We start from the raw sequence: 17,804 nt of genomic DNA on the forward strand, positions 1-17,804 counted from the left end.
GAACAATCGGCCGAGAAAACGACTTGGATTTCTCACCCCATTAGAGTATATTTCTAGGCAAGTTAAACAAATTTACTTGGCGACTTAAATTCGCCTTTTGAGTTATATGTGCATTATAGAGTAACGCACAAGCCTGCTGGTAGCCATCTCCCAAAAAATCATCCCACTTTATCTTAGAATCAATTCCAAAATCTTCTTTTAGATAAAAATTGATTGTTTTATAAGAAACTTCATCAACCTTCGGCAAAACAACCAAACATTCCTCTAACTTTTCTTGGCTAATTTTTCGAAATAGTCTTAAATTGTAAAGATGTCTACTCAACACAATCTTCAGTATTTCTGAACTTCTTCTTGCATAATACGAAAGCAAATCGCCGAATTTTTCATTTTCGACAACGTTAGAATTGATTAATGGAATCGCAAATAACATCATTGTTACTTCCGTCTCATGCGAAAGGTAAGAAATAAAACGATTGTCGTTTAGCGTGGATAAAAATGTATATATGCCAAATTTTGCAAAAGACTTACACGACTTCAACTGTCTTACGGCATATTCTCCAAGTTCTGAACAATCAAAATTTTCACTTATTTCAGCAAGAAGCATCCATAATTCGTATTCAACAAACTCATATGGAACAGTTTTTAGAATTTGATCCTTTACAAAGGGATAAATCAGATCTATATCACTAACGATGAAACGCTTTAGGTATATACAGAATTCTTCTACAAATTCGTAATGATTTCTGAATTCTTGAAATACGACATCCAATAAGATTGATGAATTTTGATACACCTTCAAAATGTATCGAATTTTTGAACTATCAAAAGATTCTTTAAGAAAAGCCTTATTTACTAGAGAAAGAGTTTCTTCTGGCGAACTAAAAACATTCTCTTTTTCTTGATTTGACAAACTAGGAGCTTTTCCGATTGCGTCTTCTACAGATTTAGATTCGGTGATTTCAAACTTTCCAACTTGAGGAACTAAACCGTATTCTTTACATTTTATTTCAAGTAAAACAATTGCTTTTTGAACTTCTTCTAATGTTTTTCCTTGAATAACAAAATCATCAACATATCTTGAATACGTAATTTTATTTTTTTCAAGGAATTTATCTATTGGCGATAAAAACAATTCACCAAATATGGCAGAAGACATCGGCCCTTGGGGTATTCCGTGATGATGTTGTTTCAAAGAATCATCAGATTTATTACTCCAACGTTCTAAGCATTCTTCCAACTGTTTACGAATACCCGTATTCCCACTTTCATCTTTTTCTTTAAAAGAACTGTTTAATAAGGAATTATGATCAATAGTGTCATAGTAAGCAGCCAAATCAAAATGGGCTGTAATCTTTAAACCTGCATTAAAATTTTTCGCAATATTATTCTTATATGCCTGATAGCCTATTTTCCATTTTTCAAATAAGAAAATATTGTCCTTATATTCTTTATTGAAAAGATGACTAAAAATGAATGTGCGCTCAAGAGGTTCTCTTTTTTTTGCAAAGTCAGGAACAATAATATTTGCAAGAGCTTGATATACAATCAAATCTTCAATATCTAAAAGCGAAAACATTCTTTGCAAACCAGACTGTTTCGGTTTGTAAAATTTAAATGATTTTGATGGCTTATAGGATCGATTTTTTAAGCGTTCTGAAAGGCGCTTGAGATTTTCATCCGCGTCATAATCATAATATGTAAAAAGTGCTCGATATAGATTTTTATAACCTATATCTTCACTATTCGCATATATACGATTCCATGCTAATTGAAGATTTTCTATAGAACAAAATTTTTCATATCTTTTATCAGCAACTGATTTTGCTTTCGATTTTGCCATTTAGAATACCAACCCTCATAATTCTAAAGACTTTCACCGGACATCAGTTTTGGGAGAAGGGTGTCGCGGAGGATAGTTAGGCGTTGGTTTTCTTCTTGAATCATTTTCATTTCCTGAAATAGTGAATCAGTTTTTGCATGATATGCTTGAATTTTATCTAAATCAGAGTGAACTAACATTTCCTTGATAATTAACTGACTAATATTTTGCTGTGCAGAACCAACAGCCATATTTATTAGTTCTTGTTTATGCATTTTTGTGTACATAAACAAATAGGTGTATGGATATTTTTCATTTTCAACGAGGGCGCAAATAGCCTGGTTACAAGTCATTTCTTTTGAAATGATGCCGTATTCACCTACAGTAGCACCATACATGGCTATCATCACAGAGTTTGCAGGAATTTTTTTTGCGGCAGATTTATTTAGAGCAACTTCTGTAATTTTTTCTTCTGTATCTAAAATAAATGAACCTAGAAGTTCCTTTGATTTCACCCAACATATAGAACCATTCGTGTAAAAAGAAGATTCTTTTCGATTCGGAGTTCCTCCAGAAGTTGTAATCACAACAGATCCTAGCGGAACATCAGGTTCTTCTATAAACATTTCCGAGTACAATAACTGGGCTTGTTTCTCTAAATTATCGTTTATCTTATTGTTGAGTTCGATTTTGTCGTCGAGGCTGCTGAGGATGCCAGCGATTCGCTTTTGTTCTTCTAGTGGGGGTAATGAAAGTTCTGTTTTTTCAAACAAATCCTTCGTAATGTGTTGCATCACACTGCCATTTGTTTTACCCAAAAGTCTCGGTGTAACATATTTCAAGTAGAAGTAAAAAAACTTCTTATCTAAGACATCTTCTTTTGGAAGTAATTTCCATATATGATAATGAAAAATTGTTTTGCCTTCTTTCCAAATGTAAGAGTCAAAACTACATGCCCATGCGTAAAGCAAATCACCATCAAAGCAATATTTATTCTCTTCAAGTTCCATGTCAGAATAATAGAACTTGTCTCCACCAACTAAATTTCCAACACGGAGTACTTTGTATTTCCCAGAATTTAACAATTCAGGTTGAGAATAAGCTCGTCCATTAAGAACTATACAAACATCTCCTAACCTTACTTCTTTCCACTCAACTTGACTCATACTCTTCTTGTCTCTTTTTAAGGTTTGTTCTCCAGCGATGCGGTTCTTTCCTGCTTCGGGGTATTAGGGGTGTCCCCTAGGAGAGGGGGTAGCGGAAGACGCATTAGCGGCTGGAGCGAGGGGGATTCCTCCCCCACTAAATCTTAAATCCGAGGCCCTCCAGGTTTTTCTTGATTTGCTTTTCGAGGTCGTGGCTCTTTGCGAACATCTGGGAGAGTTCGGCGGTGAGGCGGGTCATTTTCTGGTCGAAGGGTTCGTCGTCCTGGGCGGTTTCCTCGATGCCTACATAGCGGCCGGGGGTAAGGATGTAGTCCTGGGCGGAGATGTCCTTGGTTTCCACTACGGCGCAGAAGCCTTTTTCGTCCTGGAGTTTTCCTTTCTGGAACTGTTCGAAGGTGTCAGAGAGTTTCTGAATGTCTTCTTCGCTGAGGTCGCGGTGCTTGCGGTCCACCATGTGGCCCATGTTGCGGGCGTCCACGAAGAGTGTCTTGCCTTTCTGCTTTTTGCCGCGGGTAATGAACCAGAGGGTCACGGGGATGGTGACGCTGTAGAAGAGCTGGGTGGGCATGGCCACGATGCCTTCCACGAGGTCGGCCTCGATGATGCGCTTGCGGATGTCGCCTTCGCCACCGGTCTGCGAGCTGAGGGCTCCGTTTGCAAGGACCAGGCCGATTTTTCCGCCGGGCGCCAGGTGGTAGATCATGTGTTCGATCCAGGCGAAGTTGGCGTTGCCTGCAGGGGGCAGGCCGTATTGCCAGCGGACGTCGTTCTGCAGCTGTTCCTGGCCCCAGTTCTTGAGATTGAAGGGCGGGTTGGCCATGATGAAGTCGAAGCGTTCGTTGGCGTGGAGGTCGTGGAAGAAGGTGTCTTCGTGGTGTTCGCCGAAGTTTGCGTCGATGCCACGGATTGCCATGTTCATCTTGGCCATTTTCCAGGTGTCGGCGTTGGCTTCCTGACCGAATACGCTGATGTTATTGCGGTTGCCGCTGTGGGCCTGTATGAACTTGACGCTCTGTACGAACATGCCGCCGGAACCGCAGGCGGGGTCATAGACGCGCTTGCCTTCGGTGGGCTTGAGGATGTTCACGATGGTCTTTACGATGCTTGCGGGGGTGTAGAATTCACCGCCCTTGACGCCTTCGTAGCTTGCGAACTGGGCGATGCAATATTCGTAGGTGCGGCCCAGCAGATCCTTGCTTGCTTCGGTGTCGCTCATGTCCATGTTGCTGAACACATCCACCACGTTGCCGAGCACGCGCTTGTCCAAGTCGGGTGCGGCGTAGTTCTTGGGGAGAACGCCTTTCAGGTTCTTGTTTTCCTTTTCAACGGCGATCATGGCTTCATCTAGGACCTTGCCGATTTCGGGGGTGTGGGCTGCGGTAGAGATTCGGGGCCAACGGGCTTCTTCGGGCACAAAGAAGATATTCTCGGAGATATAGTAGTCTCTGTCGTTCTCGTCACCATCACCTTCTGCAACTAGTTCGTTGTAGCGTTTTTCGAAGGCGGCGGAGATGTAGCGCAAAAAGATAAGGCCGGTAAAGATCTTGCGGTATTCTGCGGCGGGAATGTGGCCCCACAGTTCGCAGGCGGCATTCCAGATTTGCTGTTCAAAGCCAATCGCTACAGTGTTCTCGGAAGAAGCTTTCTTGGAGATTCGTGCCATGTATGTACCTTAAAATGAAAATCCTACCCCGTTGGACGATTTATGTGAGGAAATATAAGATATTCTCTCTTGGCAATGTTGCCATTAACAAGGAATAAATATGAATAATAAACAATACCAATTCTCAATGATTTTAACTGAATTCGACCTTATCTTGGATGCCTTGGAGGCTTATCCAGAATTTGTTATGAACAATAAGAATGAAGAAGATGCCACTTTAGTTGAAAATATCGGAAGATTTGTAACAATGACCACGTTGCATGATCGTTTTGATGATTTAAGATTGAAGAAAGAACTTGATGCCGACGAGTGCTTTAATCGACAAAAAAGGCTTTTTGATATTCGTCAAGCATTCTGCGGACTTGGAAAAGACATTTTGCCATAATTTAAATCAAAAAAAATATTTAATGGAAAAAGAACCCCAGGGATTCCTCCCCGGGGTTCCCACACAACACAAACTATAGTCCCTTCAGCTTCTCATGTATGGGGTGATTCCTGACAAAGTTCTTTTCAGCGTAGGCGATGCGCTGTTCCAGGGGAATCTTGGTGTTTGCCAAGAGATAGCGGCAGAAACGGTCCACATAGTCGTAGGGGTCCCACTTGCAAGTGCAGGTTTCTGGCTTCCATCATGGCCTCCTTTTTGACTTAAAGATATCCTTTCCCGTGTAGCGCGAGGTCGCCTATTGGGCGACAATTACATATGTTTTAAGCTAAAACAATACCATTGTGATACCATTTTGGTTTTATTTTTGTATATTTAAACCCAAACAGGAGCTTAATATGCCGCAAGTAGCCTTTAGCGTTAGAATGGATAGTGATCTGAAGCAGGAATTCGATTCTCTTTGTGAAGAATTCGGCATGTCTATGGCTACCGCGATTAACATTTTCGCCCGCACAGTGGTTCGCGAAGGGCGCATTCCCTTTGAGGTTTCATCTCACAAAACGGCTCCGTTAATGGCAGCTGATGTGCGAGGATCCTACAACGCCTCCCCCAAGCGTTCCGCCAGCCAGATGCTTCGAATTATGCAAGCTCTTTCTTCAGAAGCACAAGAAGCGGGCGTCGCCGACATGAGTCTAGATGAAATCAACGCCGAAATCGACGCCGCAAGAAAGGGTATTTAGTGCGCTGTGCGGTCATTGACACGAATGTTATCGTATCTGCCTTACTGAAATGGGATTCCGTTCCCGGTCAAGTTTTACAAGCCGTTTTTGAAGGCAATGTAATTCCCGTTTATAACGAAGACATTCTAAACGAATACAGACTTGTACTAAATCGGGAGAAATTTCATTTTCCAAAGATGTTGCTTGAAGCTACCTTGAATCAAATAGAAATTCTGGGTGTCGCTGAAAAGGATTTGGTAGAAATCGTAGAAAACATGCCCGACCCAAAGGATGTCGTTTTTTATTCCGTTGCTTTAGCTCATGGTAAGACAACCGAGACACATCTTGTTACAGGAAATATAAAGCATTTCCCTTCAGCACCTATTGTCGTTACCCCACGAGATTTTTTGGAAATGCTTAAGAAATAGTCTTGTCGTGGGATCTACTCCCAAATTCACCCCACCTCCACCACAAAATCCTCCTTTTTCAATCCATTTTCCTGATAGGGATTTTCGTTCGGGTAGCCGACGGGATTGCAGAGCAGCAGGTGCTTTTTGCCTTTGCTATCTCCAGCGGCAGAAAATGCGTCATCATGATGCTCGGCTGTTGCTGCGTCAAGGACTGCATCGCTTGATCGTAATGTTGCCAAAGTGCATCGGGATCGTTACCCTTGTAATTCCAATGGCGGCCATCAAACCAGCAGAATTTCCAGAGTGTTTTGTTCTGCGCCGCAGTCGCTCCTGGCACGTGCTTATACTCAAAGTCACACATGCCCATGCAACCGGCAATGCCATCTGCAACGCGATTTTCAAGCAGATGCACATTCTGAATTTTTGCCGCCTCGTTACAGAAGAATTCAATCTTTTCTTCGGAAGTCAAAAAATCACGGTCCTTGCCGTAGTGAGACTTTTTCTCTGTAATGATGTCGTGATTGCCAAGGCACAAATACACCTTGGCATATTTCGTGGCGATGAACTTTAAAAACTCCACGTATGTAAAGTAATTGTTGGCGATATCCCCCGCAATGCAGCAGGCATCGGCAGGCAAGAAATTCTGCTCATAGAATTTTTCAAAGGCTTTCAGCAGTGGCGCACTGGAGCGCGCCATGGGGCTGTAGAAATCAACATGCAGGTCGCTAATAAAATAATAGGTCATACGCTAAACTCCTCACAAACAATTCACGATAACATCCACCATGATTTCCTTCTCTTCGGGCCTAGAGTGGTATGTGCAAATTTTGCACATGAGATGTTTTCTTCATTAGCTCCATGTTGAGTGGTTGTCGCAAATTTTGATACAACCACTTCCACCCACGATAGCCTTGACAACTGAATTTACAGTTCTTTTACATTTTCACCCTTTACAAAAAACACACATAAACTATTGTTTCTCCCGAGCGTTACAAATCGTCTCCTGAACACTTGAGTTAATCAAGTGTTTTTTTTCTTATAGGAGATAATATGCACTCTCAAAAAACAACAAACATCATCGGCAACAACGAATCCCCCAAAACAGAAATTGCCTCGCTATTGGCGGATTGCGCCTTCAAGTACGTATACACCCGCGACAATCCCAAATCTCGGGAAAACTTGCGGCAGCTGATGTCAACGCTCATTGGCAGGAAGTTGCAAAAGGCGGAACCTCTGGCTACAGAAACTTTCGCATCCACACAGCCCAAGACCGAAAAAACATCCCGCTTCGATGTCCGCGTGGTCATGGACGATGGCGACGAGGCCGATGTAGAAGTCCAGCTATGGACCGAAAAGGACGATTACGCCAAGAGGCTTTCGTATTACGGGGCCAAGCTCTACGCCTCCCAAGCAGCCAAGGGCGCTAAATATAAGGAACTAAAAAAATGCTATCAGATCATCATTTCGCAGGATTGCATTTTCCCGAACACCTCCTGGCTTTTGAACTTGGACATTTCTGCGCAGGAAAATCGCATGTTCAAATTCGACACCATGCACTGGTGCATTATCCAGCTAAATTACCTGGAGCAGGCAATCCGCGAGGATGCGGGACACGGTAACACGTACTTGCAAAACCTTCTGGATTTGTGTAAATTTATCGCGGAACCCACCCGGGTTGAACCTTTTGAAGATGTGTACGAGGATCTTATGGCATTCAGTGCAGAGCAAATCGAAGCCTACCGCCAGGAAATGGAAGAACGCCGTAGACTGGACGCAATCTCTACCCGCAAGTACACCGAAGAGCTGATCAAACAGCAGGAAGAGGAAATCGCGGCCAGCAGGCAGGCCATCGAAGCAAGCAGGCAGGAGCTGGAAGCGGAAAAAGCCCGTGCCGACAAATACGCCGCAATCCTTAAACAACACGGCCTGCTGTAAAAGCTAATAAAGCTCCCCGCTCACTTGAACGGGGTTTTTCTTTTTTAAACAATGTAAGTTCAATGAAAAAATCATTTTTCCCTTTAAAAATTGAAAGAAATAAGGAAATTTGCGATTCAACCGAGCAATTTTTGAGTAAATTATATGCGTTAATTTTTGAAATTCCGAGAAATCCAGCGAGTTTTGGCGAAGTTCAGGCTTTTTTGAGTTTTTCGGTTGCAAAAAACGGCTTTTAACTAACAAAAGGACTAATATGCGTAATTGCTCCTCCCTGAAGATTGATGGACCTTGCAAGGTCTACCTGGAAGAATCTGAACTGCCGAAGGCTTGGTACAACGTTCGTGCCGACATGAAGAAGAAGCCGGCACCGCTCCTGAACCCGGGTACCGGCAAGCCCATGACCGCTGCCGAGCTCGAAGGCGTGTTCTGCTCCGAACTGGTCAAGCAGGAACTGGACAACGATACCGCATATATCGAAATTCCCGAAGACATCCGTACTTTCTACAAGATGTACCGCCCGTCTCCGCTGGTTCGTGCCTACTTCCTGGAACAGGCTCTCGGCACTCCGGCTCACATTTACTACAAGTTCGAAGGTAACAACACCAGCGGCAGCCACAAGCTGAACTCCGCTATTGCCCAGGCCTACTACGCCAAGCAGCAGGGCCTCAAGGGTGTGACCACCGAAACTGGCGCTGGCCAGTGGGGTACCGCTCTTTCCATGGCTTCTGCCTTCTTCGGCATCGACTGCCAGGTTTACATGGTGAAGTGCTCCTACGAGCAGAAGCCCTTCCGCCGCGAAGTGATGCGCACCTACGGTGCTTCCGTTACTCCGTCTCCTTCCATGAACACCAACGTTGGCCGCAAGATCAACGAAGAATTCCCGGGCACCACTGGTTCTCTGGGTTGCGCTATTTCCGAAGCTGTTGAAGCAGCTGTGACTCAGGAAGGCTACCGCTATGTTCTGGGTTCCGTGCTGAACCAGGTGCTGCTGCACCAGTCCGTGATCGGTCTGGAAGCTCAGGCTGCATTCAAGAAGATCGGCGTCAAGCCCGACATGATTATCGGTTGCGCTGGTGGTGGTTCTAACCTTGGCGGTCTTATCTCTCCGTTCATGGGCGAAAAGCTCCGTGGCGAAGCCGACTACGATATTCTGGCTATCGAACCTGCAAGCTGCCCCAGCCTTACCCGCGGTAAGTACGCTTACGACTTCTGCGATACTGGTAAGGTTTGCCCGCTGGCCAAGATGTACACTCTGGGCTCCGGCTTTATTCCGTCTGCAAACCACGCTGGTGGCCTGCGCTACCACGGCATGAGCTCCATTCTTTCTGAACTCTACGATCAGGGCTACATGCGCGCTGCTTCCGTGGAACAGACCAAGGTGTTCGAAGCTGCCCGCCTCTTCGCTCAGACCGAAGGTATCTTGCCGGCTCCGGAATCCAGCCACGCTATCCGCGCTACTATCGACGAAGCTCTCCGCTGCAAGGAAACCGGTGAAGCCAAGAACATTCTGTTCGGCCTGACCGGTACCGGCTACTTCGACATGGTTGCCTACCAGAAGTTCAACGACGGTGAAATGAATGACTACATTCCTACCGACGAAGACCTGGCTAAGAGCCTTGCTATGCTTCCGAAGGTTGAAGGCTAATAGGCGCTCCGCGTCATCCTGAACTGGTTGCATCAGCGTCATCCTGAGCGAAGCGAAGGATCCAGTGACGAAACATCCCGTGGGTTTATGCCCGCGGGCTTTTTTTATAGCCCTAGCCTATAAATCCGAAGTTTTCTATTTTGCCTTCGGGTATAAAAAAAGGAATATTACAATGAACTTCAAGAAATTATTTGCTTGTATTTTAATTGGCGCTGCAGCAATAACCGCCCAGGCCGCCGAAGATGTCATCAAGATTGTCCGCGTAGACGACAGCAACTTCGAAAAAGAAATCATGAACACCGACAGGCCCACCATTTTGGACGTGTTCTCTTCCAGCTGTCCGCCGTGCCTCATCATGATTCCCACCCTCATCGATATCGCCAAGAAGTATCCCGATGTAAAGGTGGCTTCCGTAGGCTTTGACGAACCTAACGTCCAGAAGATCAAGAACACTTTGCCCATCCAGGCCTTCCCTACTTTCTTCTTGATCAAGGATGGCCGTATCGTGAACCGCATTCAGGGTGCCGCCAGCGAAGAACAGCTGTTTGCCGCTTTGCAGTACACTCCCAAGGCCCAGCCCGCTGCAAAGCCCGCCAAAGCCGCATCCAAGAAAAAGGTCGGCACCCAGAAGCTTTCCTGCTCTACCAACGGTCAGTTCGGCGGCATTCAAAATCACGTGACCATGTCCCTGGTGATTACCGATGACCACATTGACAATGTGGACTTGGTAACCGATGTGTTTGTGACTCCCGAATTGGAAAGTCGTCGCGACCAGCTGAAGCAGATGTTCATCCAGAGCGGCAAGGGCACCGTAGAAGAAACCATCACCGGTTTTAGACTGCACACCGCCAACGAAAGCCCCTTTATCAAGGCCATGAACATGCAGCGCAAGTCCTCTTATGCCGAAATGAAGGCTGGCCTGGAACTGCAGGGCTTTAAGTGCAAATAAGTCTCTTTCGCTAAGATTACAAAAAATCAGGTAAATGAAAAAGTATCGGCCAAGGTCGATACTTTTTTGTTTTCTGTCAGAATTGGATTTACTTGACAACGATAAATCGCAAATTACCTATAAATGGCGTGTTTGAGCTCATTTTATAGGTAAATTTTAGGGCGATGTCGCCGATTTAATATGAAATTGCATTGAAAGAATCGCTGGAGCACCTATAAATCCCTCGAAAAGGCTGGATTTATGGGTAAAACTTTTTTCCAAGCATCCAATTTCGCAGTGGCTTTACCCATAAGCACGATGAAAAATATCCATTTATGGGTAAAATCGACATCAATCTGCAAAATTGGCAATTCTATGCTTGATTCGCCCTAAACGGCGGCCCATGGCGTCAAAATTCCCGCGATTCTTGAGATTTGCGGGGGCTGCAGGACGAATTTTCTTTACAAGATCCGGTGCGGTAGTATCTGCAGGGGTTTCGGGAGTTTCCGGCACGTCGATTACCATCTTGTCTTCGTCGATGGAGTACCACTTGGCGTTGCTAAAGTCTGCGGTTGCTTCTGCAGCGGCCGCCGTGCGGTTGGCTCCGTAGTTTGCGTCGGTCAGCATGCCGTCATCCACCATGCCGTAGAATACGCCCTTAGTCAACTGCTGGCTGAAGTTGTTCTCCAGGTCGCCGCGGAGCTGTGCCGTACCGCTCAGTTTCTTTCCAGAAACCGCCCACATCACACCCTGCACCTGAGCATCGTCAGTCACGGTACTGTTCACGATAATAGAAAGTGCGCCCACCTTGGCGTTGCCGGTAATGCTACCGCTTACAAGCCAGGCGTCGTCTTCCAGCACGGCGTTGTCACCCATGGTACCTGCGGTAACGAGGGCGCGGCCGCGAACAACCGCCTTTCCGCCAATGGTTCCGCCGTTCACTACCGCAAAATCCTCGATGCGGGCGTTACCGCTAATGGTTCCGCCATTCACCACAGCGTTAGGCCCCACATAGACAGTTGCAGCCACGTTGGCCTTGGTGCTGACCCAGCCGCCGCCATTTTCGTGTCGTTTGAATCCGGTTGCCGTTCCCTCGGAATCGCCACTGCCGGCCTTATAACCCGCGGGTTTCCAAGCGCCATTCTCATAGCCTTCGGGCTTGCCGTTTTCCATACGGATCATATAAGGATAGCGGTAGATGGTATAGTAGAACTGGTCCCAGGTAATGGTGTACAAGTCCTTGGGAGTGGCGGTAACGGTAAGCCATAATGCCTTATCGTTTGCCTTAGTTTCAATATCCAGATTGAAGGCGGTGCCAGACTTCATTTCGCTATAGCGGGGAGTGCCGTCGGCCCCTTCGGCTACCAGGCCCACGGTCCAGCTGGAGCCCGGATCTGGCATTTTTTCCGGAGAGAAGTTGCAAAGGTTTTTCTGCACCCACTTGTTCTGGGTGGCAGACCATTCCCAGATGGATTCTGTACCGAAGCAGCCGTATTCTGCGGAAGGCTTCGACTGCTGCACAATACCGCGGAACTTCACGGTAACCTTTCCTGCGGAGTCCGGATAGAGGCGAACCAGATTGTAGCCAAAGCGTTGCGGTGCCCAGTAGCTTGGAACCTGATAAGAACTATCAATTTCGTTGAGCATGGTTACGCGACCATGCCTACGGTAAATATCGCCATAGCCAGTAGCCCTGCGGGTCGCGAATTCATAATCGCCCCAGGTCTTCTTGTAAATGGTCTTCTTGTCTCCGGCGTATTCCAGAGTGGCGTTCTTCATGGCAAACTTGCCCAGCTGTTCGGTAAGGTCGCTGTACTGCCAGTCATAAGCGCCAATCATGGCATCGAATGGAGTCTGTGTCTGGTAACCTGTGTCTCCGTCGTTAAGCTTGTTCATCCACATGCGATTTACAGCCTGAACGCCCTTCCAACCGCCGCCGAATTCTTCCTTCAGGTGTTCCATGAACTGCCAGTTGCAATAGCGGTCGCGGGTAGAGCCGTAATACAGGTACGGGAAATTGATCAGCGCCTCGGAGCAGTAATGGGCATCCGTAGGGTTCACCTGATGGGCCATCCAGTTGGCGTGGGACTCGCAGATCCATCCTGCAGTTGCGTTGCTTCCCATCCAGCCGGCCACGCTTTGCAAACCGTGAGCGTATTCGTGAGCCAAGCCCCACAAGTCCTTAAACGCTCCCGAGCCCAGCCACAGACCGGGAGAGCACTCGTCCTTCCCGTTATTCTTGACACAGGCTTCCGTGTTGGCTCCCCCATACAGGGCCGCCATCTTGGAATCCTCGAAAAGGTAAGCCACGCTCTTCAGCTTTTCCTTGGAATTGCTGGGCTGCGGGTATATCCATTGTGCGGAATCGTGATACACTGAAAAGATGTTTTCCAGAGTTTTCAGGGCGTTCTGGGCGGTGGCGGCATCCAAAGTGGCATTATTTGCCGTTCCATCGTCATGTTTTGCCTTCTTACAGATTTCAAAATGATCTGAACTGGCTAACAAGGTGTGCCCGGCGGCTTCGCAAACCGGCTTCCAGCTGATTGTTTGGGCTTCTACACCCTGAGCGAGGACTGCAGCCAATCCTATCAGACCTGCAGTTACCCCAAAAAACTTCCTATTTGCCATAAACACTCCAAAAGGTCAAATAACACCATCTATAAATATATTTGACGCAAATCGATTCCGCACGAATTTCTCCAAAACATCAAACGAATCCGTTGTCCACGGGCAATGCTTTTACAACAAGCTGGATATACCCACCCCTCCACCTGGAAACCCGCCGGTTATTTTTTTTCGATTTATTCCAGCGATCAAAGCGTTCGAGTAAAAAAAACTTGTATTTTTACGGAAAGTAAGTTTTTTGTAATGATTTTGAAATCACATTTACCCTCTAGAAGGTCGTTTTTTCACGAGCCTTTACATCCAGTGTCAAAAAATGTGGCTGTTTTTAGGGAAATTTTTGAAAAATATTTCACTTTTTGACATTAAAAATGGGTAAATTTACGTTGGATTTTTTTAAATCACAAGTTTTTGATTGAATTAACTCATTAATTGGAGACACACATGGCAAAAAAGATGATTGCGTGTGACGGTAACGAAGCTACCGCTAACGTTGCTTTTGCAGTGAGCGAAGTGGCAGCAATTTACCCGATTACACCGTCCAGTCCGATGGCTGAACACGCCGACAACTGGAGCGCAGCTGGTAAGAAGAATATTTGGGGCCAGGTTCCCCGCGTGTTTGAAATGCAGTCCGAAGGTGGCGCTGCCGGTACCGTTCACGGTGCTCTGCAGGCTGGTGCTCTGACCACTACCTTCACCGCTTCCCAGGGTCTTCTGTTGATGATCCCCAACATGTACAAGATCGCCGGCGAACTGACCCCGACCGTCTTCCATGTGACCGCCCGTGCTCTTGCTATGCAGGGCCTTTCTATTTTCGGTGACCACTCCGACATCATGGCTTGCCGCCAGACCGGTTTCGCTATGCTCGGCTCTTCCTCCGTTCAGGAATGCCAGGACATGGCTCTCGTGGCTCACGCTTCTACTCTTGAATCCCGCGTCCCGTTCGTTCACTTCTTCGACGGTTTCCGTACTTCTCACGAAGTCATGAAGATCGAAGCTCTCGAAGACGGCGTTATCCGTAGCGTCATCGACGAAAAGTACGTGAAGGCTTGCCGCGAACGCTGCCTCACTCCGGACCGCCCCACCATGCGCGGTACCGCCCAGAACCCGGACGTCTACTTCCAGGGCCGTGAAACCGTGAACCCCTTCTACAAGAAGGTTCCGGAAATCGTCCAGAAGTACATGGACAAGGTTGCATCCTTCACCGGTCGTCAGTACCACATTGTGGACTACGTGGGCGCACCCGATGCAGAACGCGTCATCATCTCCATGGGTTCCTCTACCTGCACCATCGGTGACACCGTTAAGTATCTCAACTCCAAGGGCGAAAAGGTCGGTCTCGTAAACGTACGTCTGTACCGTCCGTTCCCCATGGAAGCAGTTGTTGCTGCTCTCCCCAAGACCGTCAAGAAGATCGCTGTTCTCGACCGCTGCAAGGAACCGGGTTCCGCAGGCGAACCGCTCTTCCAGGACGCTCTTACCGCTGTTTCTGAAGCCGTCATGGCAGGCCAGATGGCTATGCCCAAGATGATCGGTGGCCGCTACGGTCTTTCCTCCAAGGAATTCACCCCGGCTATGGTCAAGGCTATCTTCGACGAACTGAAGCTGGACGCTCCGCGTGCTCGCTTCACCGTTGGTATCAACGACGACGTCTGCAACACCAGCCTCCCCATCGACCCCGACTTCAAGCTGGATTCCGACTTCTTCCAGGCTATGTTCTTCGGTCTGGGCTCCGACGGTACCGTTGGCGCAAACAAGAACTCCATCAAGATTATCGGTAACGAAACCGAAAACAACGCTCAGGGTTACTTCGTATACGACTCCAAGAAGTCTGGTTCTATGACCACTTCTCACCTCCGTTTCGGTAAGAGCATCATCGACGCTCCGTACCTGATCGGTGAAAACGAAGCTGACTTCGTTGCTTGCCACCATACTCCGCATCTCGAATCCGTCGACATGCTGAAGTATGCAAAGCAGGGCGCAACCTTCCTGGTCAACACCCCGCACTCCGCAGAAACCGTTTGGGATACTTTCCCCCGTCCGGTTCAGGAAGTCATCATCAAGAAGCAGCTCAAGGTGTACGTCATCGACGCATACGCAGTGGCCGCAAAGACCGGCATGGGCCGTCGCATCAACACTGTGATGCAGACCTGCTTCTTCTCCAAGCTGGGTAACGTTCTTGATTCCGATACCGCTATCAAGTACATCAAGAAGTACGCTGAAAAGACTTACGCAAAGAAGGGTATGGAAGTTGTCCAGAAGAACTGGGACGCTATCGATGCTTCTCTTGCTAACCTGTTCGAAGTCAAGGTTCCGGCCGCTGTCACCAGCACCAAGGAATTCCGCGCTCCGATCCACGGCAACGCTCCTGCATTCGTTAACGAAGTTACCGCAGAAATCATCAAGGGCAACGGCGAAAAGCTCCCCGTTTCCAAGATGCCTGTTGACGGTGTATTCCCCACCGGCACTACCAAGTACGAAAAGCGCGACCTCGCCCTGAACATCCCGTCCTGGAATCCGGACGCTTGCGTACAGTGCGGCAAGTGCGCTATGGTCTGCCCCCACGCTGCTATCCGCGTGAAGGTTGTGGACGAATCCGCTGTTGCTAACGCACCGGAAGGCTTCAAGTTCACCGCAGCCAAGGGCTTCAAGCTCGAAGGCTCCGAAAAGCCCGTATTCGCAATCTCCGTCTCCAGCTACGACTGTACTGGTTGCGGCGTCTGTACTCAGGCTTGTATCGGTAAGGACAAGAATGAAGAAGGCAAGAAGGCTATCAACATGGTGCCGCAGGAACCCATCAAGGTTCAGGAAGGCAAGTGCTGGGACTTCTTCGTTGACCTCCCCGAATTTGACCGTACCAAGGTTAACAAGAACCTTGTCAAGCAGGCTATGCTCCTGGAACCCCTGTTCGAATTCTCCGGCTCCTGCGCAGGCTGTGGCGAAACCGCTTACGTCCGTCTCGTTTCTCAGCTCTTCGGCGACCGCATGGTTGTAGCAAACGCAACTGGTTGCTCCTCCATCTACGGTGGTAACCTCCCCACTACTCCGTGGGCAAAGAACAAGGAAGGCCGCGGTCCGGCTTGGGCTAATAGCTTGTTCGAAGACAACGCTGAATTCGGTCTCGGTATGCGTCTTGCAATCACCAAGCATGCAAACCAGGCTGTAAGCCTCCTCGAAGCAGTGAACGTTCCTGCAGAACTCAAGGCTAAGCTCACTTCTCAGGATCAGTCCGACGAAGCAGGCATCCAGGCTCAGCGCGCTAACGTTGCTGAACTGAAGGCTGCTCTCGCTGGTGCTACCGACGAAGCTTCCGTAAGCCTCCGCGACGAATTCGCCGACTACCTGGTCAAGAAGTCCGTATGGATCTTCGGTGGTGACGGTTGGGCATATGACATCGGTTACGGTGGTCTCGACCACGTCATGGCAACCGGTGAAAATGTGAACATCTGCGTCCTCGACACTGAAGTTTACTCCAACACTGGTGGACAGGCTTCCAAGTCCACCAACCGTGGCGCCGTCGCCCTCTTCGCAGCCGCTGGTAAGCGCGCTGGCAAGAAGGACCTCGGTCTCATCGCTATGAGCTACAAGAATGTGTACGTTGGCCGTATCGCCATCGGCGCAAACGACGCTCAGGCTCTGAAGGTTCTTCAGGAAGCAGAAGCCCACAATGGTCCGTCTCTGATCATCTGCTACTGCCCCTGCATCAACCACGGCTTCGATCTCAACAGCCAGCTGGAACACCAGAAGATGGCTGTGGATTCCGGTTACTGGACTCTGCTCCGCTACAACCCGGCTCTCGCCGCCGAAGGCAAGGCTCCCCTTGTTCTCGACTCCAAGGCCCCGACTATCCCGGTTGCAGAATACATCTACACCGAAAACCGCTACAAGCAGCTCACCCGTAACAACCCGGAAGTTGCTAAGAAGCTGGCCGACGACCTCCAGAAGGAAGTGGATGCACGCTTTGCATTCTACACCGCAATGTCTCAGGACACTGAAGGTCTGATCAGTCTGTAATCGGTTAACGTCGTCATCCTGAGCGCGGTAACGCGCGAAGGATCCAGACCCGACGAAGCATTAGATGAGAGTCAAGAGAAATCTTGGCTCTCGTCTTTTTTTTCGTTATTTTATAAAAAAATGAAGAAATTTCAGCAATTTACCTTGACAAGGCTAAAGCTTATTTCTATATATGGGTCGTTCGGTTGAAAAGCCTAACAAAAACCACTGGGGTGGTAGCTCAATTTTGGTTAGAGCACCGGCCTGTCACGCCGGAGGTTGCGAGTTCAAGCCTCGTCTATCCCGCGAAAAAGGATCTCTGAAAAGAGGTCCTTTTTTTATTTCCCTCCCCCGTCCCCCTCCCTTAGGGAGGATCAAATATCTAATTCGCCCTTTTTTCTAAATTTCATAATATCGAAGATTTTTTGGCTCTTCATCAACATGTGTGGGTGGCTTCGCCACCCTTTTTTGTTGACTTTCGCCTAAATTAAACAAAAAATGGGCTATTTTCTAAAATTTAAT

Annotated in this window: 14 protein-coding genes and 1 tRNA gene; 9 read left to right on the forward strand and 6 right to left on the reverse strand. The window is 47.7% G+C overall.

Going from position 1 to position 17,804, the window contains the following annotated elements; genetic code table 11:
• Positions 1-40: 40 nt before the first annotated feature.
• The 3 genes from BGX12_RS14020 to BGX12_RS14030 all read right to left on the reverse strand — a co-directional run bounded on the left by BGX12_RS14020 (position 41) and on the right by BGX12_RS14030 (position 4,648).
• Positions 41-1,840 (reverse strand): RNA-directed DNA polymerase, encoded by a 1,800-nt coding sequence (locus BGX12_RS14020; RefSeq protein ID WP_109736665.1) that lies wholly within the window; start codon positions 1,838-1,840, stop codon positions 41-43.
• 23 nt (positions 1,841-1,863) lie between these two features.
• Positions 1,864-2,985: a restriction endonuclease subunit S gene (locus BGX12_RS14025; protein WP_109736666.1), complete on the reverse strand. Its 1,122-nt coding sequence runs from the start codon at positions 2,983-2,985 to the stop codon at positions 1,864-1,866.
• 136 nt (positions 2,986-3,121) lie between these two features.
• Entirely contained in the window at positions 3,122-4,648 is a 1,527-nt protein-coding gene (locus tag BGX12_RS14030; RefSeq protein WP_109736667.1) for a class I SAM-dependent DNA methyltransferase, read from the reverse strand.
• A gap of 100 nt (positions 4,649-4,748) precedes the next feature.
• Here BGX12_RS14030 and BGX12_RS14035 point away from each other — a divergent pair, with 100 nt between their 5' ends.
• Complete coding sequence (locus BGX12_RS14035) at positions 4,749-5,033, forward strand: hypothetical protein (RefSeq protein WP_109736668.1); 285 nt, start codon at positions 4,749-4,751, stop codon at positions 5,031-5,033.
• A 73-nt stretch (positions 5,034-5,106) separates the two neighbouring features.
• On the opposite strand, the gene BGX12_RS15960 is transcribed toward BGX12_RS14035, so the two are convergent.
• Positions 5,107-5,229, reverse strand: coding sequence for a hypothetical protein (locus tag BGX12_RS15960; protein ID WP_255416884.1), 123 nt, complete (start codon positions 5,227-5,229; stop codon positions 5,107-5,109).
• Positions 5,230-5,428: 199 nt separating this feature from the next.
• Between BGX12_RS15960 and BGX12_RS14040 the strand changes: the two genes are divergently transcribed.
• Together BGX12_RS14040 and BGX12_RS14045 are read left to right on the forward strand one after the other, a co-directional pair.
• Complete coding sequence (locus tag BGX12_RS14040) at positions 5,429-5,770, forward strand: type II toxin-antitoxin system RelB/DinJ family antitoxin (RefSeq protein WP_109736669.1); 342 nt, start codon at positions 5,429-5,431, stop codon at positions 5,768-5,770.
• A complete protein-coding gene (locus BGX12_RS14045) occupies positions 5,770-6,177 on the forward strand; it encodes a putative toxin-antitoxin system toxin component, PIN family (RefSeq protein ID WP_109736670.1) in 408 nt (135 codons plus the stop codon). Before BGX12_RS14040 ends, BGX12_RS14045 begins: the two co-directional genes overlap by 1 nt.
• A 58-nt stretch (positions 6,178-6,235) precedes the next feature.
• On the opposite strand, the gene BGX12_RS14050 is transcribed toward BGX12_RS14045, so the two are convergent.
• Positions 6,236-6,904 (reverse strand): metallophosphoesterase, encoded by a 669-nt coding sequence (locus tag BGX12_RS14050; protein ID WP_109736671.1) that lies wholly within the window; start codon positions 6,902-6,904, stop codon positions 6,236-6,238.
• A 305-nt stretch (positions 6,905-7,209) separates the two neighbouring features.
• On the opposite strand from BGX12_RS14050, the gene BGX12_RS14055 reads away from it, so the two are divergent.
• The 4 genes from BGX12_RS14055 (at position 7,210) to BGX12_RS14065 (ending at position 10,688) form a co-directional block, all read left to right on the forward strand.
• Entirely contained in the window at positions 7,210-8,094 is an 885-nt protein-coding gene (locus BGX12_RS14055) for a PD-(D/E)XK nuclease family transposase (RefSeq protein WP_109736672.1), read from the forward strand.
• Positions 8,095-8,156: 62 nt separating this feature from the next.
• On the forward strand, positions 8,157-8,330 hold the full coding sequence (locus BGX12_RS15570; protein WP_158278267.1) for a hypothetical protein: 174 nt from the start codon (positions 8,157-8,159) through the stop codon (positions 8,328-8,330).
• A 17-nt stretch (positions 8,331-8,347) separates the two neighbouring features.
• Positions 8,348-9,739: a TrpB-like pyridoxal phosphate-dependent enzyme gene (locus tag BGX12_RS14060; RefSeq protein ID WP_109736673.1), complete on the forward strand. Its 1,392-nt coding sequence runs from the start codon at positions 8,348-8,350 to the stop codon at positions 9,737-9,739.
• 172 nt (positions 9,740-9,911) lie between these two features.
• A complete protein-coding gene (locus BGX12_RS14065; RefSeq protein ID WP_109736674.1) occupies positions 9,912-10,688 on the forward strand; it encodes a co-chaperone YbbN in 777 nt (258 codons plus the stop codon).
• A 330-nt stretch (positions 10,689-11,018) separates the two neighbouring features.
• Here the strand turns inward: BGX12_RS14065 and BGX12_RS14070 are convergent, their stop codons facing one another.
• Positions 11,019-13,295, reverse strand: coding sequence for a DUF6055 domain-containing protein (locus BGX12_RS14070; protein WP_109736675.1), 2,277 nt, complete (start codon positions 13,293-13,295; stop codon positions 11,019-11,021).
• Between the two features lie 438 nt (positions 13,296-13,733).
• Here BGX12_RS14070 and nifJ point away from each other — a divergent pair, with 438 nt between their 5' ends.
• Both nifJ and BGX12_RS14080 read left to right on the forward strand, forming a co-directional pair.
• Positions 13,734-17,303, forward strand: coding sequence for a pyruvate:ferredoxin (flavodoxin) oxidoreductase (nifJ, locus tag BGX12_RS14075; protein ID WP_073159239.1), 3,570 nt, complete (start codon positions 13,734-13,736; stop codon positions 17,301-17,303).
• 209 nt (positions 17,304-17,512) lie between these two features.
• A tRNA-Asp gene (locus BGX12_RS14080) sits at positions 17,513-17,588 on the forward strand.
• Positions 17,589-17,804 lie beyond the last annotated feature (216 nt).

This window comes from Fibrobacter sp. UWR4 (assembly GCF_003149045.1).
Classification (GTDB): Bacteria; Fibrobacterota; Fibrobacteria; order Fibrobacterales; family Fibrobacteraceae; genus Fibrobacter.

Coding starts and splice junctions, on each gene's coding strand:
- BGX12_RS14020 (WP_109736665.1), bottom strand. CDS start 1,840: ATGGCAAAATCGAAAGCAAAATCAGTTGCTGATAAAAGATATGAAAAA.
- BGX12_RS14025 (WP_109736666.1), bottom strand. CDS start 2,985: ATGAGTCAAGTTGAGTGGAAAGAAGTAAGGTTAGGAGATGTTTGTATA.
- BGX12_RS14030 (WP_109736667.1), bottom strand. CDS start 4,648: ATGGCACGAATCTCCAAGAAAGCTTCTTCCGAGAACACTGTAGCGATT.
- BGX12_RS14035 (WP_109736668.1), top strand. CDS start 4,749: ATGAATAATAAACAATACCAATTCTCAATGATTTTAACTGAATTCGAC.
- BGX12_RS14040 (WP_109736669.1), top strand. CDS start 5,429: ATGCCGCAAGTAGCCTTTAGCGTTAGAATGGATAGTGATCTGAAGCAG.
- BGX12_RS14050 (WP_109736671.1), bottom strand. CDS start 6,904: ATGACCTATTATTTTATTAGCGACCTGCATGTTGATTTCTACAGCCCC.
- BGX12_RS14055 (WP_109736672.1), top strand. CDS start 7,210: ATGCACTCTCAAAAAACAACAAACATCATCGGCAACAACGAATCCCCC.
- BGX12_RS15570 (WP_158278267.1), top strand. CDS start 8,157: ATGAAAAAATCATTTTTCCCTTTAAAAATTGAAAGAAATAAGGAAATT.
- BGX12_RS14060 (WP_109736673.1), top strand. CDS start 8,348: ATGCGTAATTGCTCCTCCCTGAAGATTGATGGACCTTGCAAGGTCTAC.
- BGX12_RS14065 (WP_109736674.1), top strand. CDS start 9,912: ATGAACTTCAAGAAATTATTTGCTTGTATTTTAATTGGCGCTGCAGCA.
- BGX12_RS14070 (WP_109736675.1), bottom strand. CDS start 13,295: ATGGCAAATAGGAAGTTTTTTGGGGTAACTGCAGGTCTGATAGGATTG.
- nifJ (WP_073159239.1), top strand. CDS start 13,734: ATGGCAAAAAAGATGATTGCGTGTGACGGTAACGAAGCTACCGCTAAC.